A 24787-nucleotide genomic window follows, 5' to 3' on the forward strand; every position below is an offset into this window, starting at 1 on the left:
ATTTTGAAAAAATTTCTATTTAAAACAAAAAAACATTTATTTTATTAAATGTTTTTTTGTATAACAAATTAAATATTTTTAATACTACTGTTAATATCTGCATTTAAATCACTTTTTAATTCTTCTATTCATTGTTTTTTTAAATCATGATTTATTTTTGCTTGTTTTCTAATTTCTGTATTACGTTCATGTTTAATTTTTTGAAGTAATTTAATTTCATCAATTACTTCAATTTTATTTTTAGTTTCTTTTGCTAAATTTATTTTTTCTTTTATCAATAGAATTTCTTTTTCATATTTTGCATAAATATCATTTTTTTGGTAATTCAATTTAGCTTTTATATTTGTATGACCTAATAGTTGGTTTCTTTTAATATTTAATTTTTCAATTTGTTCATTCAGAAAATCAGGAGTTTTACTCATTCTAACTTCTACTTTTGCAATTGATTTATCAAATTTATTATTAATATAATTACTTGATTTTCTATGTTCAATAGATATTTCGTTTGCAATTGCTTGCGCATATGTTGGTGAAACAAATGAATCTACATCGTCATGTAAACGGTCACGTTTTTTTGCACTTCTTATTGTATGCAATAAAATAAGCACTGCAAAACCAGCAGATAATAATTCTTGGAAAGATGCAATTAAAAAGAATAATCAATCTTTTGAACCATCATTTGAAGTATTTTTTGCAATTGCATAACCCATAAAAATAAATGCTAATTGGAATACAATCGCTCTCATTAATGCTATCAATAAAGCTCATTTGGTTTTACCCATTCCTTGATATAAAGAAATAGCAGAGAATGTAAATGGCGTTACAATAAAGCAACTATAATACATTACGAATCATCATTTTTTATCATCTGGTCCATAAAATGCTGCCATCATCGGTCCCCCTACAATAATCATGATTATCATGACACAGGCAGCTCATGTTAAATTACAAGTAAGCATAATAATAAAGATTTTACGCATACGTTCTCTTTTACCAGCACCATAATTATATGCAAAGTTAGCATTTCCACCTTGCATCATTCCTAATATTGGTGCATATAAAATAGCTATTCATGGTGATGTTGAAGATAACACCTGAATTGAAGTTGTAATGTTTTCTTCTGCATATGGTTGAAATTGTTTAAAGAAAACTTCTGGGTCCATTTGCCCTGGATCAAACATACTTACTGGTAGCTGCTCTCCACTAACAACATTAAATACATTGCCATTACTATCTCTACTCAATAATAATATTTGAATTATATTTTTATAATCTAAATCTTTAACATCATGTAAATTAGTAATTAAAATAGTTGAAGTATAAGAAATAATTGCAAAAACTAAGTTTGAAATAAATGGTGATAATCCATTAAGTCAAACTTTACCAGCTTCTCTAAAAATGAATTTATATTTTTTAATGTCTGGAATTAGTAAAGTATTTTTTGAAAGAATTATCACAGTTAAGCCAGATAAAATCATAAATGATCAAGCAGTCATGGAACCGTAAACTGCGCCTTTCATGCCCATGCCCAAGTTTTCCATGAAAACTATTCCTAAAACAATATTTATTACAACCGAAGTTAAATTAATACCAATTACTCATCAAACTTTACCTTCAGTTCTCATTAATGTGGAAATATATGTTGCAAAAGCAAGCAATGAAAATCCCATAATAAATGTATCTGTATATTCTGAAGCTAATTGATATTGCAGTGATTGTAATCTGTTATCAAAGTCAATACCGGCTTGAGTTGTTATAATATATGGATAAATGAAATGTAAAATTAATGTTCCAATGATTGACATAACTGCTGTTTGAATTAAGCCAGTAACTATGTATCTGTCCATTTTTTCTTTATCTCTAGCACCCATCGCTTGGCCAAAACGAATGGCTGTTCCAACAGATGTCAGCAAAGAAAGTGCCATCAAGATAGTGACAATAGTATTTGAATACTGTGTTGAAACGTTTATTAATTGCTTCGCAAACTCTTCTATACTAATATTTCCTAAAGCTTCATTTGGTGATCAAATTTGTAATCCCTCTGTTGTAGCTCCTGGATTAAAATACATATCTTTAATTTGTTCCATGGCAAAATTTAAAGTTAATTGTTTATCAATTATTCCATAAAGACCATTAACTAAAGTTATCATAATCATCGGTCCGGCCATAAAAAGCAATGAACCTAAAGGAGATGCATAACGTAAAATTCATTCACGTTTAGTGAATAATTGAGTTTTTATCTCCAACATTCCTTGAGATGTATCATGATCTAGAACATGTTTATTATTTGTATTTGTTTTTCCTGTCATGTTTTTCTTCTTTCTAAAATATAAATAAAACCTCATTGCTAGTGCAGTGAGGTTATGTTACAAAATTCATTATATACCACAAATATTATAATTAGCAAGTAGTTTTGATCTATATATATTTTCTTTTTTAAAAACCCCACACCTTTGCATAACGGCCTATATTAATTATTTTTATTTTTTCTCTTTTTTTTAATCATTTCGTCAATTTTACGGTCGTTTGCAACCATTTTTGAAACTATTGACCTATTTCTTTCCCAAGATTTTGGAAAATAATGATAAGACAAGAAAATCATTGCATCTGAAAGTAAAATTGTTAAATTAGGTCAAAGAATAATTGCAATTGAAATTAAAATTAATCATGCATTATTTTTATTTCAATCATTTATTGAGGTTAATTTAAAAATTTCATTATTAACAGTTGGAATAAAAACAACTAAGAAATTTAAAATAAACGCTCCAAGTGAAGCATAGACTAATGGTTTATTAATCAATCAATTAATTTTTTTTGAATTTTTTCAATTTGTTAATTTAATAAAATTAACAAAACCACAAGGCGCGCAAGTTATTACAATGAACATACAAGTTCTACCAAGCACAGTAACTATTTGTTTTTCATCTATTGAAGTTGCTGGATTTTTTAAAATTTCCAGTCAAGCTGAATAATTATGATTATAACCATAGCGATCAAAAATATCAGATATTTGCGGAAGGCTAAAATAAAATAATTGTCCAATAAAATAAGCGCCTATTCCCGCAATTGTGTTAAATACAATAATTTTAAACAATGATAATCATAATCCTTCAAATAATTTAGCACTCCTTGGTTTTGGTTTACTTGTCATTAAAGTCTTATCATTTGGTCCCATACCAATGGCTATAGCTAACACTGATTCTACAATTAAATTCATTCATAAAATATTTGTCGCTTCAAGTGGCGACATACGTACAAATACAGAAATTAAAAATATACTTAAAACATTTGATAAATTGACACCCATAACAAAAGTAACAGCACGTTTAATTTTTTGATAAACATTTCTGCCTTCATTGACACCCTTCATAATTGTCAAAAAATTATCATCTGTTAAAATAACATTTGCAGCTTCTTTTGCAACATCTGTACCAGTAATACCCATAGCAACACCAACATCAGCTTTGGCAAGTGATGGAGCATCATTGACTCCATCACCCGTCATTGAAACAATTTTATTTTGCGATTGTAAAGCATCAACAATACGAACTTTATGTTCTGGATTCACTCTAGCATAAACCGTGATTTGATCTACAATTCTTCTTAGATCTTCATCAGACATTGTAGCTAATCTATCAGATGAAATAACTTCATATTCTGTGTAAGCTAAATCTAAATCTTTTGCAATTGCTAAAGCGGTTGTTGCGTGATCACCTGTTATCATTACTACTTTAATACCAGCTTTATGTGCTTCTTTAACAGCTTCAACAGCTGTTTCCCTTACTGGATCTATCATGGCAACAGCACCTATAAAAATCAAATTTTTTTCAATGTCATCTTTATCTGGTTCATCATCATAATCTGTATTATAGGCAAAAGCTAAGACTCTTAATGCTTGATTTGAAAGTTCATCTGCTTTCGCTTGCAAATCTTTAATTATTTGAGGAGTAATTTTTCTAATTTTATTATCAATTAAAATTTCATCACAAGAAGTTAAAATTTGATCAATAGCTCCTTTTGTAAAAGTATGCAATACTCCATCTATTTTATTAACAGACGTCATTAATTTTCTTTCAGAATCAAATGGAATTTCATCAATTCTTTCTCATTTTTTTCTTGATTTTTGTTCATCATAACCCATTAAATCTGCATAATCTACAAGTGCTAATTCTGTTGGATCGCCTATACGTTCTTTACCTTCTGTTACTGAATCATTTGGAAGCACTAATGCTTTTAAAAATAAATCTTTATGTTCATCCGTTCCTTCTTTAATGAAATCTTGACTTGCAACTATTTTGTTATCTACAATAACTTTTACAACAGTCATTTTGTTTTGTGTTAAAGTTCCTGTTTTATCTGTACAAATAACATTTACAGAACCCAAAGTTTCTACAGCCGCAAGTTGTTTAACAATAACATTTTGTGATGCCATTCTTTTTGTTGAAAAAGACAATGTAATAGAGACAACTGCTGATAATGATTCTGGTATGACACCAATAGCCAATGTAATAGCCACCATTAAATAATCTACTCACATTGTTTTTTGACCAACAAAAAACAATGATAAAAAGATTAAAGCAGCAATAACAAATGATAAACCTGAAATTCAAAATGAAAAACGATTTAATTTTTTTTCTAATGGTGTTACGTGATTATCATTTGCAGATAAATTAACAGCTATTTTGCCTATTTCTGATTCTTTTGCAGTTTTAATCACAATACCCGTTGCTCTTCCTGCTGTAATAAAAGTTCCCATAAAAGCAATGTTTGTCATTTCAGCTAAGATGATGGTTTGTTTTAATAACGGTTCATCTGTTTTTTCTACCGGAACAGATTCACCTGTCAAAATTGATTCATCAATTGATAAATCTTGTGCGTCAATTAATCTAAGCTCTGCTGGTATATATTTACCTGCCTCCAACACAATAACATCACCTATTACTAGTTCTGAAGCATCTATTTCTTTTTGCTGACCTTCACGCAAAACAACAGTTATTGGTTTTGATAATGATTTTAACGCTTCCATTGATTTATGAGCCTTCATAGTCTGTACAGTTTCTAAGATTGCATCAATAATCACGATTGCCATAATAACAATAAAATCGATAAATTCTGTTAAATCTACTTTTCAACCATTATTAATCATAGGAAAAATCACTGATATAACAGCTGCTACAATTAAAATTAATTGAATTGGTTTTACTAATGCCAATAAAAAAATTAACGCTCAAGATTTCTGTTTTGCTTTTGGCAATTCATTTTTACCATTTTGTTCAAGTCTAATCTTGGCCTCGTTTTCACTTAGTCCATTATTTAAGTCAGTCTTATATTCAATTTCAATTTCAGAATCACTTTTCATTAAATAGTCATTCATAATTACCTCACTTAATAAAAATAATATCACAACAATAATAACTTTAAATAAATTAATTTAAATGTTTATATAATAAATAATATTTGCTAAAATATTTTTGCAAGTTAAAATACTGCAAGGAGAGTTATGCAAGAAAATCAACAGAACCAGGGACTGTTAGATGATGCAATTGTAAATACTAGCCAAAACGATATTAATCAACATAATTTAAAACGAATTAATTTTTTGAAATTTCATTTTTCAATTAAATGATCAATTTTTGATATCACGATTATTTCAATGTTTTGTGCTTTAGCTGTATTGTTTCAATTTATCAATAATCTACTTGTGACGATTATTTATCCTTTTAATATTAATCTTTCTTTTTTGCCAATCATTTTATTTTCATACTATAAAGGTTGATTAAAAAGTTTTATGTTAACTATTGTAGCAACTATAATATCATATTTAATTTGACCACCATTTTTAGTGGTCTGACAAATGTTTTTGATAAATGGAATTTTATTGCCATTTATTCCAACATTGTTTGGTTTTATATTTTCAATTAGAAATTCAATCAAGTTAAAAAAACAATATTATTGTAAAATGACTATATCTTTTAGTTTAATTTTTATTGCAATGTGAATATGTAATACAATTGGTTTGGCAAGCTATTTTATTATTTTATATCCAGATTCAAATCAAACAGCTATAAACGAATGAAATACAACATTTAAAAATTTAAAATTAAATGTTTGAAATTTTGCAGCCTTATACACATTTTTTAATTATTTATTTGGTTATATAATCTATTTTTCACTATCAATTGGCTTATGTAAATTATTACAAATGCTTGCAAAAAGATATAATTAACGTTTGAAACATCCAAAAATTTAATTATTTTTGGATGTTTTTTAAATTCTGGTCATTGTTCTCATCTATTTTCATTATAAAATGATGCATTTCCGTAAACATTGATTTATTGATTTTATATTGTTTCTGCTGTTTATTTTTAATTGCAATAACAATATTTGCCTCAACTAAAATACTTAGATGATAAGACAATGTTGGTTGTGTTATTTTCAATTGCTTTAAAATATCATTTGCACATGGCTCAACAGAAAAAGATAAAATTTCTAAAATTTTTAGTCTCGTTGGATCAGACATTGTTTTAAAAATATTTGCAAATTTTGAATAATTATAAGACATAATCTTTTTCCTTTTCAATTAAAATTTAATCTTTAAAGCATTAAAAATTAAAGAATTAAGTAATACCGTAATATTTGATAAACCCATTGCAATAGCAGAAAACATTGGTGGAATAATGCCAAACATTGCAAGTGACAATGCAACTATATTATATCCAAAAGCTCAAAGAAAATTAGAAATCATAATTTTTCTAGTTAATTTGACACAAATCAAAGCTTGATAAATAGAAAATAATTGTTCTTTCACAATTGTAATATCACTTGAATTTGTTATTGCAGATGAATTATTATTCATAGAAATTGCTAAATCCGATTGTTGTAAAGCAACAATATCATTCAAACCATCACCAACATATGCTACTATTTTGTTTTGTGCTTGAATTGTTTTAACAATTTCAGATTTTTGTATTGGTAAAACATTTGCATAGAAATTTTTTATACCAAGAATAGCTGCAATTTTTTTTGCATTTTTGTCATTATCACCTGTTATCATAAATGATTCTATTTTCTTTAAATTTAATTTCTCTATAGTTTTGACTGCATCTAATCTAATTTCATCAGACAATAAAATTACATTTTCAATTGAATTATTTACATAAAAAGCTATAAACACATTATTTTTTTTCATATCCTCTGTTAATTCATTTTTAGTTTTTTCATTAAAATTAATCAATTCATCAAAATCATCATCTTTGAAAGCTATGATTCTATATGTATTATTTTTTATCTTTGCAATTACTCCTTCTCCTAAAATTTCATTATAATCATCAAAATTAATGGGCTCAATATTTTTTTCAAGTTCTAAAAATTTTGTTATAGATTTTGCAATTGGATGATTCGAGAATTTTTCAATATTATAAATTAATGCATTATTTTGATTGGTTCCATAAATTTTGCTAACCATTAATTTTCCAGTTGTTATTGTTCCTGTTTTATCAAAAGCAATTGCATTAATTTTATTAATTTTGTCAAATACATCAACATTATTAAAAATAATTCCGTATTTTGTTGCTTTTGAAATTCCAATTGCAAGTGCAAGTGGAGTTGCCAAACCCAAAGCACACGGACAGGCAATAATTATTACGGATACAAATGTATTTATTGCAAATGCCACATTTTGTTTTTCAAAAATATAATATTGCAATAAAAAACCAAGTACAGCTAAAATTATTACGAAAGGTATAAATAGCATAGCTATTCTATCTGCGATTTTGCCAATCTTTGATTTTTGATGTTTAATCTCATTAACCTTATTTGCAATTTCAGACATTAAAGTTTTATCTATTTCCTTATCTATTTGTACATAAAAATAATCGCCAACATTGACAGTTCCACCATAAACATTATCATTCATTGTTTTTTGCACATAATTTGCCTCTCCAGTTAACATCGATTCATCTAATAGTGCATTTTTTTTAATAATTTTTCCATCACTTGGTATTTTTTCACCTTTTTTAATTAAGACAATGTCTCCTATTTTTAAGTTTATAATTTCAATTAATTTTTCATTTTCAAAATTATTATTCACTAAATTTGCCTTTTTGTTTTCTAAACTTAAAGTATTTTTAATGTTATTTGAAATTTTTTTATTCAATACAGCAGAAATAGTGTCTCCAATTAATAAAACAGTAATTATTATTGTACCTGATTCAAAAGTCAATTCATAATTATTAAAATTTCTAAAAATTAAGAAAATTCCATATCCATATGATAATAAAGTTGCCATAAAAATTAAAGTATACATGCCAGGTTCTTTCATGATAAACAATTCATGAAAAAATGATAAAAAATATTTTCAACCAGTTAAAAAGATAACTATTGTTGATGCTGCTCATTGATAATATTTATTACTTAAATAATTAAACGGATAACTTTTAATCATTGCAAATAATAACGACAACGAAAAAATTACAGAAACAATTAAATTTAATAATCTAAAAATTTCATTTATAGTTCATTTTTTTTGAAAAAAAGGAATATAAAATTGATCAACATGTTCTGAATGGTTGTGTTCTGAATGGTTGTGTTCTGAATGGTTGTGTTCTGAATGGTTGTGTTCTGAATGGTTGTGTTCTGAATGGTTGTGTTCTGAATGGTTGTGTTCTGAATGGTTGTGTTCTGAATGGTTGTGTTCTGAATGGTTGTGTTCTGAATGGTTGTGTTCTTTTATATTATTTTCAGTTAATGTTTTTTTATTTATTTTTTGTTTCATTGTATTTACCTCAATATATTTATATTATACATTATATAGATAATTGTCAATATAGATAATTATAAATATATCATATCATAAAAAACCAAATCTTATTGATTTGGTTTTATTTCGGTATTGAATTCAGATTGATCTAAATTAATTTTTGGTTTAGCTGTTTGCTTAACATTTGAATTTTGTTTTGGTAGCGGATAATTGACAAAATTTGGATAAAATACTTGATAAGGTGTTGGTTGTTGCATTAAAATTTGCGGTTGAACTGTTAATGGCTGCAAAAAATTAATTCTTGACATTTCTATCATTCTTCGAAATTGCATTCCCAAAACCTGTTGATTATATTGTCGCATCATTTCGCCATATTCTAACATAGCTTGATTTTGCGCCATTTGGTAATTATTCATTTGATTATTACTTAAAAAATTGCTTTGTGCACTTTCATTAATTAAATTCTTTAATTTTTTTTTCTTTGACATTTATCTATTCCACCTTATTATTAATTAATTATTTATTTTGAAAATTTTGATTTTGTTGTGGTTGCATATTATTAAATTGTGGGTTCATCATTGATGGATTCATTGATGAATTCATTGGTTGTTGCATTTGTGGCATTGATGGTTGTGTATATGGTACATAAATTGGATATGGAGTTGGTATTGGAATAATATTTTGAATACCACTCATCGATGGATTCATCATACCCATACCACCCATTCCAGGCATACCCATCATTGGATTCATATTATACATTGGATTGCCATTTAGCATTGGATTTGCATTCATTGCAGGGTTCATCATTGGATTCATATTATACATTGGATTCATATTATACATTGGATTGCCATTTAGCATTGGATTTGCATTCATTGCAGGGTTCATCATTGATGAATTAATCATTGGATTCATATTTGATTGCATTGCAGGATATGGCATTTGATTATATGGTGATTGTTGTTGAGTATTAAATTGATTATTCATCATTGGATTTGAATTATTAAAATCATTTGATAAAGTTAAATTAGAAATTGACATTCTAATTTCGTTTGCTGCAGAATTCATTCTTGACATCAAACCATTAGCTTTAATTCTTAAACCTTCTCTTTTATTTTCAGCTACAGAATTTAATTTATTTATTATTGAATTATAATTTTGTTGTTGTTTTTCAAGTGAAGAAAGTTTTGATAATAAGTCTTTTTTTTGCTTTTGATCATACACTCCATTAACTAAACTTCTTAATTCCTGAATTGAAAATGCATTTGGAATTAAATTTGAAGAAAAAGTTGATTCTGTCAAATTTGATATTGGTGGTGATGTTTTTCTATTTTTTATTTTACTAAAAATTAATTTGAAGAAATCAAACAATAAAATTAAAACCATCAATAATGCTAAAACTGATAATCCGATCATTGTAAAGAAACCAATTGAATTTGTTCCTAAAGCTTGTAAATTATCTCCCTGTATCCCAAAAATATTTAAAATACTTGTATTAATACCATCAATACTAAATGATGGTATTAAACTAGTATTTGCAGATGCATTAAGATCCATAAAAATTTGTACAAATAAATTTAAAGTAATTTTACCCGTCTGAGTAGAATTATTTAAAATATTTGTATACAAAAATGCTACAATCATCGGAAACGCAGCAGCCAATAAACCCATAAATGAAAATATTACACATAATATTGAAAATACAAACATTGATTTTCATTCACCTTTTTTTGCATTAACCGCATTAATTATTTGAAAAATAAATGTTATTAAAAATAACAAACCTGAAATTCCGAAAATTATGACAAATAATGATCCAAAATTAAATTGAATAACTGTTGATGAAAAATTATAAATTGATGTTATATCTCAAATATTGTTTGATGTTGATAGTCTATTCTGTGCAGCAATACCTGATCCTGCATAATTTTTAAATCCATCGAGAAATGAATAAAGTAAACCAGCTACCGCAACTATTGATAGCACTAAAGACATAACGTTAAATATATTTATAATTTTTTTTTGTTTTTCCATGAAATCGCCCACTTTTAATTACTATAATTATAGCATATTTTTGCGAATATCTGTTGAATTTCTAATCAAAATAGATTACAATTAATTTTCTTGTTTTGCATCTAGAAATATTTTTAAATTATGAGAATATTTAAATTTATATAATGATTTACTATCATTATCATTGTAGTAAAAATATATTCATCGCAGAGTAAAATCAAAAACTATTTTCAATATATTATTATATGAAATTATTAAATCTGTGAAAATTAAATTATCCTTTGCATTAACTATTATGCTGTTCATTCTTAATTTGTTTATACAAATAATAAAAATTATAAATACTATCAAATCAAAAATACAAATACCTATTCCAAAATAACCAATTAAAATAATATGATTAACCAAATATAATGAAATCATAATTAAAGATACAATCGGAATAAAAATATTAAACAATAAACAATAAATAAAAATTAAAATAATATTAGTCTTATTAACATATTTTTGTTTTGCTATTTTAAAGAATTTTTTAACTTGATACATTCTTTTAAATGTATCAAAAACAAAAAACAAAATCAGTACTCACGATATAAGAAAGACTACAAATGTGGAAATAACAAATGAATTAATCATTAATATCTACGATTCCTTTCAAATTTTCTTTAGTTTACAATATGATTTTATATCAGATGTTTTTATTTTATAAATCTTATTATCTGTGTAAATAATAAATCCAAAATAATACTCTTTATTATCATAAATAATTGTTGAAAATAAATTTTTTATATCCTTATACGAAATTTGTATATAATTCATTGGTGCATCTATCATGATTCTTAAATTTGTTGCATACAATTTGCCATCATAATCTCAAATTATTTTTTTATTATTCATTAATTTGTACAAATCATTTTCTCAAGCAAAATCAGAATCTTCATTTTCAGTTTCTTTAAAATTATTTTGTTTAGAAAATTTTTTAATATATTTTTTATTATCAATTTCAATAACAGATATATTTTCAATTAAAACGTATGAAATTTCATTGTTTGGTAATTCGAAATTAATATTTATAGCTTCCAAATTAATTTTATCTTTGTACTTTATTAATTCTTGTCTAATTTCTTCTCTTACTATTTTGAAAGTTTTATGTTTTATTTGATAAACTCAACCAAGTATACCAGATACAATAAGTGCTAAAATTCAAATGCTAAAAAAAATTATTATTCCTAAATTAATTGAAGACATTTCATTCACACTTTCATTTTAATTTTATTTTGTTATTTTATCAAAGGAATTTTCATAATATGGTAGTGTATCAATATGTAATTTTTCATAAATACTAAATGAATAAAATTGTCAACTTAAGTTAGCATTAATAATAAAAACATTATCTTTTTCATTATAGTTTGTTGTTATTGAATATTTATTATTTTCTTTTGTATTATAATATCTTGTAATGTCTAAAACATCATCAACACCATCAATATTTTCTGCTTCAATTGATGATTTATCAAAACGAACCGCGTCAAATCCATTAATTGTAAATTTTAAAGACTCTATTTTGTCGTTTGAAATTTTATTTGAATAATCAATATTATCTATTGATAATCAATTATTATCTAAAATTACTAATTTTTGACTATGAAAAAAATTATCATATAACATTGATCCATACAATGTATTTTTTGAAGAAAAATTAGATAGTATTGATATACCAGCCAAAGCTAAGAAACTTGCTAAAATTAGTATTTTTGAATATTTAGGTATTTTTTTAAATAATTTTAAAAAACTAAAATTTTTTATTTTTGCTGCGCTTAATGAAATGGGATTAAAAATTTGAATTGTTCATACTAATAAAGATCTTGTAGGTATTCAAGTAACGGCCATTAAAAAAAATGAAATCAAAATTAATAAAACAGTAGCGAATAAACCTCCGTAAATTAATGCAACCGCTCTTCAAAAATCTAATATATTAAATGAAATGAAACTGAAAAAAAATACACCTGGCGAACCAACAGTTAAAAGTAAAAAAGTCACAAATAAAATAAAAAGTGGTGAAAAAAATAATCACATTCATGGTAAAGCTATGATTTGAAAAATAACATTTGAATTTTTCTTTGCTTTAGCTAATTTTATTGTGTGAGATGAAAACTCGTTTCTTGCATTAAGTGCAATTTCTTCAATATTAATTTTATCTGAGACTTCTTTTTCAGATAAACCTTGTTTAAACATTTCACTAATTTGGTTATGATAATTTTTAATTATCGATTCTTTTGTTTCTGTATCCAAAAAATAAAGTGATTTTCTTAATTTTTGAATAGTTTTGTTTGTATATTTAATTACATTTTTGATTGTCATATTTATTTGTTACCTTTCTTAAAAATTACTTTACCAATTCATGGAAATAAGAAAAAATTAGTCTGTCTGATTTTTTCTGCAAGTGCAGATTTAGGATTAAATATTTTGATTGTAAAACAAATTATATACCTAACTATAAATCACATTCCTCCAGCAATATATACAAAAAAAGATATAAACAAAAAGGAAGCTGCAAATAATATTAAAAATGGAGATGCAAACAATAATGCTCAGAAAAATCCTATAATTTCCCCAAATATTTGCATTGAACTTCTTTTTCTATTTACTGTCAATTCTTCTTTTCTTTTTGTGGGTAAATCAAAATAAGTTTTATTTACTATTTCTTCTACACTATATTGCTGCAGCACAATTTCTTCAATACTACCTTTATGTATTTCTTCTAATATTAAATTTTCATATTTTTTTATTATTTCTTCAATTTCGGTTGCTTCTAGAAAAAAAAGCTTATTTGCCAACTTTTTTTTAAATTGTTTTAATGTCATCTGCTATTTCCTATCTAAATGTTTAATTAAACCAAAAAAAGATAATTTCTACAAAGAATTATCCAATTTTTCGCTTAAAGTTTGTATACTTTGCTTGTTATTTTTTGATACTGACACAACAAAAAAAGAATCAGAATCAATTAAATTTAATGTCAATTTAATAATTCCTATATTTTTTTTCATATCATTTTTTTTAATTTTATCTAATTTTGTTGCAATTATTCAAACTTGAATATTGTGATATTTCAAAAAATTGTACATATCTATATCATCATTTGAAGGTTTATGTCTTAAATCAATTAGTTGACATACAAATTTAAGATTTTTTCTTAAAGTAAGATAGTCTTCCATTAAATTTGCAAATTTTTCTTTTTGTGATAGAGAAATTTTTGCGTAACCATAACCTGGTGCATCAACGATTCGTCATTTGTTATTATTAATTGAAAAAAAATTAAGTAATCTAGTTTTTCCCGGAACAGACGATGTATTTGCAAGTGATTTTTGATTTGTTAAGGCATTTATAAGCGACGATTTCCCTACATTTGATCTACCCACAAAACAAATTTCAGAAATATCATCATTAATTCAACCATTTTTATCTGCAGCTGATGTTATAAAAGATGCTTGTTTAATCATTTCTTAATACATTTAAAGTTCTTCCAAATAATTTATCATCTAAATTTTTGAATAAATCAAGTTTTTTTTGACGCATTTTTTTTCCTATTTTTTCATTATATTTAACTTCCATTAAATAAATTTCTTTCTCTAAATTATCAATATCTCTTTCTAAATATAAATTTCTGTTTTCTTCTTTTTTTGGTTCATATGTTGCTTTTAATGAAATAAATTTATAACGCAACATTTGTATACAATCATAATAATTTATATGTTTTTCTTTTTTAAAGACGTTTTTAATATCTGAACTTTCCCTTCTATTCATTGAAAATTTATTTATATAATCTCTTTCATTTTTCATATAATAATCCCCTTTGCTAGAATTATAGCAAATTTTTTATGTCAAACACTTCAATTAAATAATTAAATTTTACAAATAAAAAAAAGGCCATGAAGCCTTTTATTTTAACCTTTACGGATTTTGATATTAATTTTTCTAGCTTCAACAATATTTGATTGGAATAAATTAGTTTTTTTAGCTTTATCTAATGCATCTCCAGAAACCTTGTGATCTAATAATTTATTATATGTTTCTTTTGTATCATATGAACCAACAACAGGTGCCATTCAAGGAATTCCATTTTCACGTCTAATTTTTGCATTCATTCAGTGCATTGCAACAATATTGTTAACATCATCTGCTTCTGCTTTTGGATCTATTAAAGTTAAAACTCATCCAAATTCTGATTCCAAATTTTTTTCTTGAATTTTTAAAAGTGCTCCTGCAATATCACGACGATAAATATTTTGATTATGTCCTGAAACAGGTTCACCTTTTTCTCAAATAAATTTTTCTTGAACTTCTGATAATTTAACAGTTTCATTTTTAATTTTTGTAGGTTTTGGATCTGTATCTTTTTTTCGTGTTTGTAAATGACGTTGCTTAGCTGCATTACGAGCCGCTCTTTCAATAGCTAATTTGTTTTTTGCTGCCATATAAATAACCATCCTTTTCTGATTGATCTTCATTTTAGTAGCGTCGTAACCTGACTACTCGCTAAAATACTTCTATATTATAGCACGAATTTTAAGTTTTATCTACTGTTTTTTTAAAGGTTTAAAAATAAAAAAACTATTATAATAAGGTGAACCCCAAAAGTGGGGTTCACCTTATAAATAGTTATTTTCTTATATTTAGTTTTGCGATTATTGTTTTGTATCTTTCTACATCTGTTTTTATTAAAAAATTTAATAAGTGACGTCTTTGCGCAACTTTTTTTAATAACGATCTACGTGATGTAATATCTTTTTTATGTAATTGTAAATGTCCTGTTAAATTTTCAATATTCTCAGTTAATAAAGCAATTTGAACTTCTGGTCTTCCTGTATCTTTATCTGTAGCACCATATGCATTAATAATTTCTGTTTTTCTTTCTTTTGAAATCATTTTAAATCCCCTTCTTTGTTTTTTTAGAAACCGGTAATCAAATAGAAATTCAAGGGAAAATCAACTTAATGGTTACCAAATCCATATATAACTATAACAAAAAAATTATTTGTTTTAAAAAGAAATTTAAATTTAATTATATAAAAGGCAAGTCATTTTGATTCAAACTATAATTTATTACTTTATTTTTAAAACTTCGATAATTCTATTATCACCTAAATTATTGGCATAACGATTTTCATCTAAATCAAAGGTTCTTAAACGATTCAAATCATGAAAACTATATGTTCCTGATTTTACAGCAGTTTCTGGGAAAATTAATTTATTCTCGTCATTAAATACAAAAACAATAGGTTCTACAAGCATAAAATTAACTTTTCTAAGTTCTCCATTTGCTAAAGCTTTTTTAACTAATGATGAAGAAATATCTCCATTTCTAGTTTCTACATATACATTCGATTTACCAAAATGTTTTTTTAAATCATTGACCTTTCCTTCTGCTTTATGGCCAAATGAAAAATCTTCACCAATAACTATTTTTTTAACATTTAAATTATTTGATAATCATTTTAAAAAATTATCAACTCCTGTTTCAATTAATTTTTTTGAAATTTCAAGTTCAATGACATAATCAAATTCAAAATTTTTTTCTAATCGTTTTTTAAATTCCGTTGGCGATAAAATTCTTCCGGCAAACGAATCTTTTTTATCTGAAATTTTTTTATCAAATGTAATTAAAACTTTCTTAAGTTTAGAATTACCGGCGATATTTTGTACTTTATGGAAAATTAATCTGTGCATTCTATGTAAACCATCAAAATTACCAATTGTAACAATTACATCCTCATTTAATTTAAAATTCATTATATCATCTTGTATATTTATATATTTCATTGATAATCATCACTTTCTGCTTCAGTTTTAATTATACTTGGATCATCTTCTCATAAGCCTCGCTTACATACGTATAGATTTTTAGCTGTGTGAGTATAAATTGCAATAATGTTATTTTTATTATCTGCAATAAAAACCACAGGTGCAATTTGATTCAATAAATTTATTGTTTTACCTTGTTTGACATCACGATCATTATGATATTTTACTATCACTTGTGAATTTGTCATCAAAGCATCATAAATAGAAATTAAATCAGAATTTTGAATTTCTTCTATTGTTTTTGCCTGTTCAAGTAAAAATTCACCAGATGATATGCGATTTAATTCTTTAACTGTTGCAATAGTCCCTAAATCATTTGCAATATCATTCACCAATGAACGAATGTATGTTCCCTTTGAACATTTCACAGTTAAAGTAATTGTATTATTTTTTGAATCATAATTAATTAATTTACAACTATTAATTGTTACTGTTCTTGGACTTAAAACTAATGTATCTGCAGTTCCTTCAAATGCGTGTTTATACGCTCTTACACCATTTACTTTTATTGCTGAAAAAATTGGTGGTAATTGTTCATACATATAACCATTATATTTATCTATTATTAATTTAATATCTCTTTTTCTTAATTTTTGAGCAACTTCTTGCTCAATCATTGCTCCAGTAATATCATCTGAGTCTGTTTTTATAAAAAGTTGCATAACAACTTCATATGCTTTATCTTTTGTTAATAAATAATTTGAAATTTTTGTAGCTTGATTTACTAAAATAACCATTAATCCTGTAGCTAATGGATCTAAAGTTCCTGCGTGTCCTATTTTTTTTATATTTAATTTATGTTTTATTTTTTGAATTAAATTATTAGAAGTTATACCAGCTGGTTTATTAACCAGCAATATTCCAGATGGTTGAATCATGTATAAATACCGCCCTATCTTACTATCTAAAATATAACAAAAAAAATTAGTTAAGAAAAGACATAATTTACTTTATTTCTTTTTGTTTTACTCTTGATCGTAAAATCGTTTTTGGCACAAAAGTTTGATCATTATTATTTGAATTTATCAAATAAATTTCTTTATGAATATTTTTTTCTATTCTCGCAAAACCTTGTTTGTATAATCACTCGTCTAAAATAGCAAATGTTTTTGGTTCTGTTTCAAAATAACCTGTATGTAAAATTTGCGAAACCATAGACTCCCCAACAATTTCCAATTTCACTTGTGAAGCAATTTCTTTATTACCTATTTCATCTATAAATTGATTAATATAAAAACTGAGCATATCAGCATTCACAAAATCAGGTTGTTTAATCATCATTTTATAAATTAATCTTGATTGATCAAAATATCAATTAAAATCATCTGTTAAAGTTCAAAATATCTCTAAAGGTCAAATCTCATAATTAAATCATAATTGCGGTTTTTGCTCAATATTTTTTATATAATGCGCAATACTATACAAAACCTTAGATTTTTCTTTATATTCATCATCATTTGGACTACCTTTGCCCGTAATTGTAATGAATTTTTGTGGTTGTAAATTAATAATTTTTGGTTGATTACTATCCATGCTATATATTCATGATTCATCTATTTTATAATCATATTTTTTATTCATAAAAATTATTCTCTGCTATTTTTTATGGCTTGTCAAGAAAATTTATTTCTATATTGAGTTTGAATAGAATTTGATGTTTTAGTTTGAATTGAAAGATCAAATTTTTTAAGTATTGCTAAAAAATCCTTTTCTGAATATTTCAGCGGTAATTTATCTATTTCAAAAAAATAATTATCAGTATTTTTATTGTAAAAAGTTACAAAAAAATAAGTCTCATTATTTTCTTCGTCTTCAAATTCATTTAATCCTATACAATTAATTTTATTTGTTCTATTTATTGATGAAAATAAATATGATGCCTTAAAAATTTCTTTAATTTCTGATTTTCAAAATTTACTAATATTTTCTTTATTTATATTTTTTTTCTGTTTTATGCGATCTACAATTTTTATCAATGAATCTGGTCTTTGTAATAAAAATTGAGCATAAAAATTTTCCATATAATTTTCAGTAAATTTAATCGAATTTAAAATTTTAGTGGTCAACGCACCTTGATTTTTTGCATTAATTTTTAATTCAGTATTTGTGATAAAATCAAAATTTTCTTCTGTCTCTATGTACAAAAAACAAACAGAATAAGGTGCATCAAAAAGATATTTTATTTCATTTTGATTAAATTTTTGTTTTATTCCTGGAATGATTTCCGCAAACGAATCAAAATAATAAAATTGAACAGCATTTGAATTTAATTTTTGTTTATAAATAATTAGAATTGATGTAGGTGAGTTATCAATTAATGATTTTTTAGATGATTTTTTTATTAAAAAATTTTCTAATGTCATATCGCGACTCCTTATTTTATAGATTTATCTTTATAAAATAAATTTTAATATTTGTTATGAAATCTATTTTTTTATATATTAAAATATATTATTTTTTAGATTAAAAATCAAATACTACTTAAATATTAACACTAAATCGACCTAAATAATAGTCCTAATTGAACTAAAGACTGAATAAAATTATTGGGGGAATAATACTTTTCAATCAAAAGTATCAGTTAAACGTTTAGTGAAAATTCTTCTCTCACAATTAATTTAACATATCTAAAATCAAATATCTATATTTTTTACAATAAAATAATAAAAATATGCAAGTAAAAAATTGCAGATAATAATAATTATCTGAATTATTGTCCTCTTTTTTCTTCCATCTTAACTCATAAAATTTATGAATATCTGATCTATATTTTTCATTTGGAGTAAATGCACTAATTCTACTATTATTTTTATTTAAATAAAATTTAATATCTGACGAGCTCTTAAATTTCTTATGATAATTACTTAAATTTTTATTAAAAAAATATTCATCGTTGTTTATTAATAATAAATTTTTAAAATCATAACCATTAATCTTTAAGAATTTTATTTTTAAAATATTGCAAAATGCAGAGTAACTATATATTTTTTTGCCATATGCAAATAATTGCTTTATAAATGAACTTATTTGTCCTTCGGTATGAGATTGGCCATATTGTTTTTGCATATTCAAAATACCCAATTTATGATTTTTTATGTAATTATACAAATATTTATATTGTGCTAATTTTGAGAATCTATTACTTTTTAATTCAGAAAATAAATTATCTAAAAATGCTTGAATCGAATCTCAATCATTTTTAGATAATAATTTTGTGATTATAAAATAAAAGCTTAATTAATTTGTTTGTAAATATTTTTAACATTTTAAATTCCTATAAATTACTCACATTCTTAATTCTATTTTAATACATTATTAAATCATTTTTTGAATTTATCTTTTAATATAAACTGTTTTCAATATTATAATCTATTCTTGAATTTTTAATAAAAAATGATTTTATTTTATATTTAAATTAACAAGCAAAATATTTAAACATAAAAAAAATAAAAACAGATAGACATTATTTCTATCTGCTAGATATTTTATTTGTTAATTGCAATATAAACATTAATTCTTAAATTAAGCAATATCATTTCCTAATGATAAATAATTTTTTTAATTAATTAATTTATAAATAGTACTATTTGAACCACCAATGATTATTCCATTTGAAAGTTCAGTCAAAGATAACATACTTCCTTCAAATGAATTATCCGCAATTTTCCCAGTTCCGTCACCAATAGATGTATCAATTTTGCCTTCATCTGTTAATCTAAAAATAGTTCCATTAGTTGAACCGACAATAACTGCGCCGTTTTTAACTTGAATAATTACATAAGCTATTTTTTTTAGATTCTCAATTACTCCTGCATTACCAACAGTAGTATCAATTTTACCATCTGCTGTTAATCTATAAATTGAACCACTATAAGTTCCAGCAAGAACACTAGTTTTTTTTAAAGGAAGCTGATCTATTGTTTCTACACGACTATCAAAAGTTTTGTCTTCTAGTTTTCCTGTTCCACCACCAACAGTAGTATCAATTTTACCTTCGGCTGTTAATTTGTAGATTGAAGCAGAAAGTGTTCCAACTATAATGGTTCCATTCTCAAGTTTCTCGATTGTTTCTACACGACTATCAAAAGTTTTGTCTTCTAGTTTTCCTGTTCCACCACCAACAGAGGTGTCAATTTTACCTTCATCTGTTAATTTGTAGATTGAACCGGCATCAGTTCCAGCTAAGATAGTTCCATCTTCAAGTTGAGTGATTGTTTCTATTGCACCATCAAAAGTTTCATCTTCTAATTTACCTGTTCCATCACCAACTGATGTATCAATTTTACCTTCATCTGTTAGTTTATAAACAGATTTCCCAGAAGTACCAGCAAGAATAATTCCATTTGAAAGTTGAGTGATAGTATAAACATTGCCATCCAAAGTTCCATCTTCTAGTTTACCAGTTCCATTACCAACTGATGTGTCTATTGAACCAGTTAATGATGTGTTAACATTTGATACATTTCCACATGAAACAACAGATGAAGCTACAGATGAAGCCAAACCAAAAACTGCTAATAAATTTAATAATTTTTTCATATATATAAACCTTTCATTAAATGTATAAAATTACTTAAAAATAAATGCTAATTCACATTTATATATTTATTATAGCACTTTTATTTAGCAATATAAACCCTATGGAGGAGTTGCAATTTAATCGGAGTATATGAGCTTTTTTTTAATGCAATTTAAAAAAATAATAAAAGACAGACATTTTTTAAGTTGCAAAAACCCTTTGTCAAAAAAATAATATCATAATTTTAATTAATAAAATTTTATTTTTGACTTTATTAAAATTTATCCAAGCAAAAAATTATATCAAATATGATATTTTAATTATTTCTAATAATAGTTGTACATTAATTCTTTTAATGCACCAGCTATTTTCAGATTTGAATTTAATATTGGAATATCAATATTGTGTTGATAAACATCACTTTCTTTTGGAACAAAATTATTGCTATAAATTTGTTCTTGTTGATCAATATAAATATCTTCTAATCAGATTTCATATGGATTTATATTATTAATTCACGCCTCTTCAGAGCATAGAATATTATCTAATGTTTTAATATTGTATGTCTTTGCAACACATTTTGACTTAATAAAATGTCAAATACACGATTCTGTGCATGAACCAAAATATCAATCTTGCTTATAATTTAATATTCCTTGTATATTTTGTTTTATATAATTTTTTAGATACTTAAGTTGAATTAATTTACCAGGAATAAAATCATGTTTAATTGCAGGGTTAAGATAATTTAGAATAAAATATTCTGGATCTTTCCTAACTGCAGCTAAAAATTCTGCTAATTTTTCGCGATGTTCTTTGTTACTTCTTCAAAGCGGAAATAACACACGCATTTCTTTTACTAAATGAAAATAATCCAAAACTATTTTTGCATTTAATTGACTAGCTAACGTTTTTATATATGATGCCCCATCACCTGTTACAACAAATTTTCAATCTTTTTCTCCATACATTTGTTTTACAGTTTGATAAATTAAAATTATCGATTTATTAATTAGATTATAATTTTTATCAGATTTGCATTCATAAATTAAATGCTTAACTCTTTTATGAATTAACTTTGAGCCTCTACTGTCTTTTTGATTTATCTTCCCCAAACAAAAAGTGAAATTTCTAATTATATGCTTGTAATTACCTTTTTTCTTATCTACAAATGCCATCTTATAAGTATCATCTGTAAAAATATATACAGTATCATATTTTACAATATCATTTGGAATTTGATATTGATTGCTGCGGGCAATCTCTATTAATTCTTCCAAATTAATTTGTTTAAATATTCTAGATATTGTTGATTTATGAATGATTGCTCTTGGAAAGGCTTTAATAATATATCGATACTTTGTAACTCCTCTTAAATATGTTAATATTTTTGTTTGAATTCTGTAGCCACTCTTTCATATTTCTTAATTCCTATAAAATCAAAAACCAAAACTTTATACTGTTTTGTAATTTTATTAAAATATCTAGTAACTTTAAATTTGATTTCCCCAAATGAAGTTAAAAGTTTTCTAGATACATAACCATCAATAATTCATCCCTCTTTGAATCTGAAGCTAGCGTGTTTAATTTCTAAATCCTTCTGTTCTATTTGCTGCACAATATCTTGAACACAAGCATCTAAAGCATTTTTATGATTTGTATCAAAAAATTCAATCTGATCTAATGCTGTGACATTAAATCCGTTCATTTTTATTTCATAACTGTTAATATTTTTCATACATTAATTATAAAATTATTTATCATTGAAATAAATAGCTTTTTCAATAACTTATGGCATGTTCAAATGCATTAATATAATCCAAAATTCTTTTATTTTTGATACTTTTTTCATCACGATATAATTTATCTTGATTATTTATGCATCGATATAATGCATCATATAAATGACCATATTTTTTTACAACAATTTCATTGTCACCAATTTTTTTGGTTACAGTTAAATTTGATGAGAAAAATATTTTTCCTTCAGATAACAAACGCTTGATGTCATAATGTCTATCGATTATACTTCATCCGTATTTTCCAACTGGTTTAAAAGTAGTGATAAATGTATCGATATCCGTTGACACAAATTTTTCTCTTAATTGCTTTTTAATGTCATCTTTAACAGTATTTGAATCATGACCAATTTTAAATTTAGGATTCTATTTCAATACTTGTGATTTGCTTATCAAAAATTTTAAAATTAACACAATAAATTTGTTGTGTTTTATATGTTTACCATAAGCTTCAATTGGCGAAAAAGTAGCATTCATTCACGTTATTTTTATCATAGTCGTCATTTTCTTCTTTCATTAAATATTTATCAATATTATAAAAATTATAATCTGCTAATTCTATAAAAGTCATAATATATGTATTTTTAATATCAAAATTTTTTCATTCTGTGATGATTGAAATATTTCTTTTTGATGATAATATCTAAATTTTGCAATTGAATCACATAAATAAAAAAATATGAACAAAACAAATATTTTGTCTATCTATAAATAATTAATGAAAAGTCCAACTTGTTCCAGCTAAAATAATTCCGTTTGAAAGTTCCACTAAAGAAAGTATGCCTGAATCTAAAGTTTTATCTTCCAGTTTTCCAGTTCCATCACCAACTGATGTATCAATTTTACCTTCATCTGTTAGTTTGTAAATTGACCCTCTATCTGTTCCAGCTAAAATAAGACCATTTGAAAGTTGCATAATTGTATGAAGTATTCCATCTAAAGTTCCAGATTCTATAACACTATTAAAAGTACCATCGGAATTTAATTTATAGATTTCACCCAATAGATTTGATGTTGAAGCTAAAATTGTTCCATTTGAAAGTTGAGTAATTGAAATAATTCTATCTGCCATAATTTTTGCAACAATACTATTAATTGTACCATTTTGATTTAATTTATAGATTGAAGTACCTGTTGAATTACGAGTTGCCGCTAAAATTGTGCCATTTGAAAGTTGAGTAATTGAATAAACAGGACCATCAAAAGTTTGATTTTCTATAATATTTGCAATAGTACCATCATCATTTAATTTGTAGATTGAATTACTAACTGTTCCAGCTAAAATAAGACCATTTGAAAGTTGAATTACCGTTCTTATTGCAGATGGTGATTGATAAATTATTCCAGTACCAGCGCCAACAGAGGTATCAATTTTACCTTCGTCTGTTAATTTATAAACTGAGGTGTCATTTAAATTTATAGTAGCTATAATCATATTATTTGAAAATTCCGTGATTGAAGCCGTAGGTCCTTTAAGTGTTTTATCTTCCAATATTCCAGTACCATCGCCAACAGAGGTATCAATTTTACCTTCATCTGTTAATTTGTAAATTGAACTGCTATAAAATGATGAAAACATTGTTGCATAACTATTATTTGAAATAACTACACCACTAGCACCACCAGATATTAAGCTTACTGTAGATAATAAATTTAATAATATTTTCATATAATAAATTCCTTCCATTCATGTGAAAATTATTTTTCACATTTTCATTGTATCTACAAAATGTTAAAAGTCAACATGAATGTAACTTCTGTAATTACAATTAGTGAGTTAGAATAATATTAATTTTATTATTAACCAAAAAACTGCAGATTAACTAACGGTTT

General features: G+C 25.0%; 27 protein-coding genes. 2 read left to right on the forward strand and 25 right to left on the reverse strand.

What is annotated here, in order from left to right:
* Positions 1 to 68: 68 nt before the first annotated feature.
* Together AACK85_RS03045 and AACK85_RS03050 are read right to left on the reverse strand one after the other, a co-directional pair.
* Positions 69 to 2309 (reverse strand): MATE family efflux transporter, encoded by a 2241-nt coding sequence (locus AACK85_RS03045; RefSeq protein ID WP_338969293.1) that lies wholly within the window; start codon positions 2307 to 2309, stop codon positions 69 to 71.
* Positions 2310 to 2470: 161 nt separating this feature from the next.
* Complete coding sequence (locus AACK85_RS03050; RefSeq protein ID WP_338969294.1) at positions 2471 to 5374, reverse strand: cation-translocating P-type ATPase; 2904 nt, start codon at positions 5372 to 5374, stop codon at positions 2471 to 2473.
* 126 nt (positions 5375 to 5500) lie between these two features.
* Between AACK85_RS03050 and AACK85_RS03055 the strand changes: the two genes are divergently transcribed.
* On the forward strand, positions 5501 to 6226 hold the full coding sequence (locus AACK85_RS03055) for an ECF transporter S component (RefSeq protein ID WP_338969295.1): 726 nt from the start codon (positions 5501 to 5503) through the stop codon (positions 6224 to 6226).
* Between the two features lie 24 nt (positions 6227 to 6250).
* Here AACK85_RS03055 and AACK85_RS03060 read toward each other — a convergent pair whose 3' ends face one another.
* Together AACK85_RS03060 and AACK85_RS03065 are read right to left on the reverse strand one after the other, a co-directional pair.
* On the reverse strand, positions 6251 to 6562 hold the full coding sequence (locus tag AACK85_RS03060) for a metalloregulator ArsR/SmtB family transcription factor (RefSeq protein WP_338969296.1): 312 nt from the start codon (positions 6560 to 6562) through the stop codon (positions 6251 to 6253).
* Positions 6563 to 6580: 18 nt separating this feature from the next.
* A complete protein-coding gene (locus tag AACK85_RS03065) occupies positions 6581 to 8443 on the reverse strand; it encodes a heavy metal translocating P-type ATPase (protein WP_422397544.1) in 1863 nt (620 codons plus the stop codon).
* Between the two features lie 161 nt (positions 8444 to 8604).
* Between AACK85_RS03065 and AACK85_RS05010 the strand changes: the two genes are divergently transcribed.
* Complete coding sequence (locus tag AACK85_RS05010) at positions 8605 to 8832, forward strand: pentapeptide repeat-containing protein (protein ID WP_422397545.1); 228 nt, start codon at positions 8605 to 8607, stop codon at positions 8830 to 8832.
* A 33-nt stretch (positions 8833 to 8865) separates the two neighbouring features.
* On the opposite strand, the gene AACK85_RS03070 is transcribed toward AACK85_RS05010, so the two are convergent.
* The 21 genes from AACK85_RS03070 to AACK85_RS03170 all read right to left on the reverse strand — a co-directional run bounded on the left by AACK85_RS03070 (position 8866) and on the right by AACK85_RS03170 (position 24623).
* Complete coding sequence (locus AACK85_RS03070) at positions 8866 to 9246, reverse strand: hypothetical protein (protein WP_338969298.1); 381 nt, start codon at positions 9244 to 9246, stop codon at positions 8866 to 8868.
* A gap of 28 nt (positions 9247 to 9274) precedes the next feature.
* Positions 9275 to 10795 carry a hypothetical protein gene (locus AACK85_RS03075; RefSeq protein WP_338969299.1) on the reverse strand — a complete coding sequence of 507 codons (1521 nt, stop codon included), beginning with the start codon at positions 10793 to 10795 and terminating at the stop codon, positions 9275 to 9277.
* A gap of 81 nt (positions 10796 to 10876) precedes the next feature.
* Positions 10877 to 11410: a hypothetical protein gene (locus AACK85_RS03080; protein WP_338969300.1), complete on the reverse strand. Its 534-nt coding sequence runs from the start codon at positions 11408 to 11410 to the stop codon at positions 10877 to 10879.
* Positions 11411 to 11416: 6 nt separating this feature from the next.
* Positions 11417 to 12022, reverse strand: a complete 606-nt coding sequence (locus AACK85_RS03085; RefSeq protein ID WP_338969301.1) for a hypothetical protein — start codon at positions 12020 to 12022, stop codon at positions 11417 to 11419.
* A 24-nt stretch (positions 12023 to 12046) separates the two neighbouring features.
* Complete coding sequence (locus AACK85_RS03090) at positions 12047 to 13135, reverse strand: hypothetical protein (RefSeq protein WP_338969302.1); 1089 nt, start codon at positions 13133 to 13135, stop codon at positions 12047 to 12049.
* A 2-nt stretch (positions 13136 to 13137) separates the two neighbouring features.
* Positions 13138 to 13638: a hypothetical protein gene (locus tag AACK85_RS03095; protein WP_338969303.1), complete on the reverse strand. Its 501-nt coding sequence runs from the start codon at positions 13636 to 13638 to the stop codon at positions 13138 to 13140.
* 48 nt (positions 13639 to 13686) lie between these two features.
* Positions 13687 to 14274: a ribosome biogenesis GTP-binding protein YihA/YsxC gene (gene yihA / locus AACK85_RS03100; protein WP_338969304.1), complete on the reverse strand. Its 588-nt coding sequence runs from the start codon at positions 14272 to 14274 to the stop codon at positions 13687 to 13689.
* Entirely contained in the window at positions 14267 to 14614 is a 348-nt protein-coding gene (locus AACK85_RS03105; protein WP_338969305.1) for a hypothetical protein, read from the reverse strand. Before AACK85_RS03105 ends, yihA begins: the two co-directional genes overlap by 8 nt.
* 104 nt (positions 14615 to 14718) lie before the next feature.
* A complete protein-coding gene (locus AACK85_RS03110; protein ID WP_338969306.1) occupies positions 14719 to 15249 on the reverse strand; it encodes a hypothetical protein in 531 nt (176 codons plus the stop codon).
* A 184-nt stretch (positions 15250 to 15433) separates the two neighbouring features.
* Complete coding sequence (gene rpsO, locus AACK85_RS03115; RefSeq protein WP_338969307.1) at positions 15434 to 15700, reverse strand: 30S ribosomal protein S15; 267 nt, start codon at positions 15698 to 15700, stop codon at positions 15434 to 15436.
* Positions 15701 to 15877: 177 nt separating this feature from the next.
* Positions 15878 to 16594 carry a hypothetical protein gene (locus tag AACK85_RS03120; RefSeq protein WP_338969308.1) on the reverse strand — a complete coding sequence of 239 codons (717 nt, stop codon included), beginning with the start codon at positions 16592 to 16594 and terminating at the stop codon, positions 15878 to 15880.
* On the reverse strand, positions 16582 to 17514 hold the full coding sequence (gene truB, locus AACK85_RS03125; protein WP_338969309.1) for a tRNA pseudouridine(55) synthase TruB: 933 nt from the start codon (positions 17512 to 17514) through the stop codon (positions 16582 to 16584). The genes AACK85_RS03120 and truB overlap by 13 nt, the downstream gene beginning before the upstream one ends.
* A 67-nt stretch (positions 17515 to 17581) precedes the next feature.
* On the reverse strand, positions 17582 to 18217 hold the full coding sequence (locus tag AACK85_RS03130; RefSeq protein ID WP_338969310.1) for a hypothetical protein: 636 nt from the start codon (positions 18215 to 18217) through the stop codon (positions 17582 to 17584).
* A 5-nt stretch (positions 18218 to 18222) separates the two neighbouring features.
* Positions 18223 to 18999, reverse strand: coding sequence for a hypothetical protein (locus AACK85_RS03135; protein WP_338969311.1), 777 nt, complete (start codon positions 18997 to 18999; stop codon positions 18223 to 18225).
* Between the two features lie 250 nt (positions 19000 to 19249).
* Complete coding sequence (locus AACK85_RS03140; protein ID WP_338969312.1) at positions 19250 to 19702, reverse strand: hypothetical protein; 453 nt, start codon at positions 19700 to 19702, stop codon at positions 19250 to 19252.
* Between the two features lie 492 nt (positions 19703 to 20194).
* Entirely contained in the window at positions 20195 to 21175 is a 981-nt protein-coding gene (locus AACK85_RS03145) for a lipoprotein (protein ID WP_338969313.1), read from the reverse strand.
* Positions 21176 to 21481: 306 nt separating this feature from the next.
* A complete protein-coding gene (locus AACK85_RS03150) occupies positions 21482 to 22435 on the reverse strand; it encodes a hypothetical protein (protein ID WP_338969314.1) in 954 nt (317 codons plus the stop codon).
* A 101-nt stretch (positions 22436 to 22536) separates the two neighbouring features.
* The gene (locus AACK85_RS03155; protein ID WP_338969315.1) at positions 22537 to 22893 is read right to left on the reverse strand and encodes a UPF0236 family transposase-like protein; all 357 of its coding nucleotides are present in this window, start codon (positions 22891 to 22893) and stop codon (positions 22537 to 22539) included.
* A 19-nt stretch (positions 22894 to 22912) separates the two neighbouring features.
* Positions 22913 to 23245, reverse strand: a complete 333-nt coding sequence (locus AACK85_RS03160; RefSeq protein WP_338969316.1) for a hypothetical protein — start codon at positions 23243 to 23245, stop codon at positions 22913 to 22915.
* Between the two features lie 75 nt (positions 23246 to 23320).
* On the reverse strand, positions 23321 to 23449 hold the full coding sequence (locus AACK85_RS03165; protein ID WP_338969317.1) for a hypothetical protein: 129 nt from the start codon (positions 23447 to 23449) through the stop codon (positions 23321 to 23323).
* Between the two features lie 220 nt (positions 23450 to 23669).
* On the reverse strand, positions 23670 to 24623 hold the full coding sequence (locus AACK85_RS03170) for a hypothetical protein (RefSeq protein ID WP_338969318.1): 954 nt from the start codon (positions 24621 to 24623) through the stop codon (positions 23670 to 23672).
* Between the last annotated feature and the right edge of the window lie 164 nt (positions 24624 to 24787).

The organism is Spiroplasma endosymbiont of Labia minor (assembly GCF_964019845.1).
Lineage (GTDB): Bacteria > Bacillota_I > Bacilli_A > Mycoplasmatales > Mycoplasmataceae.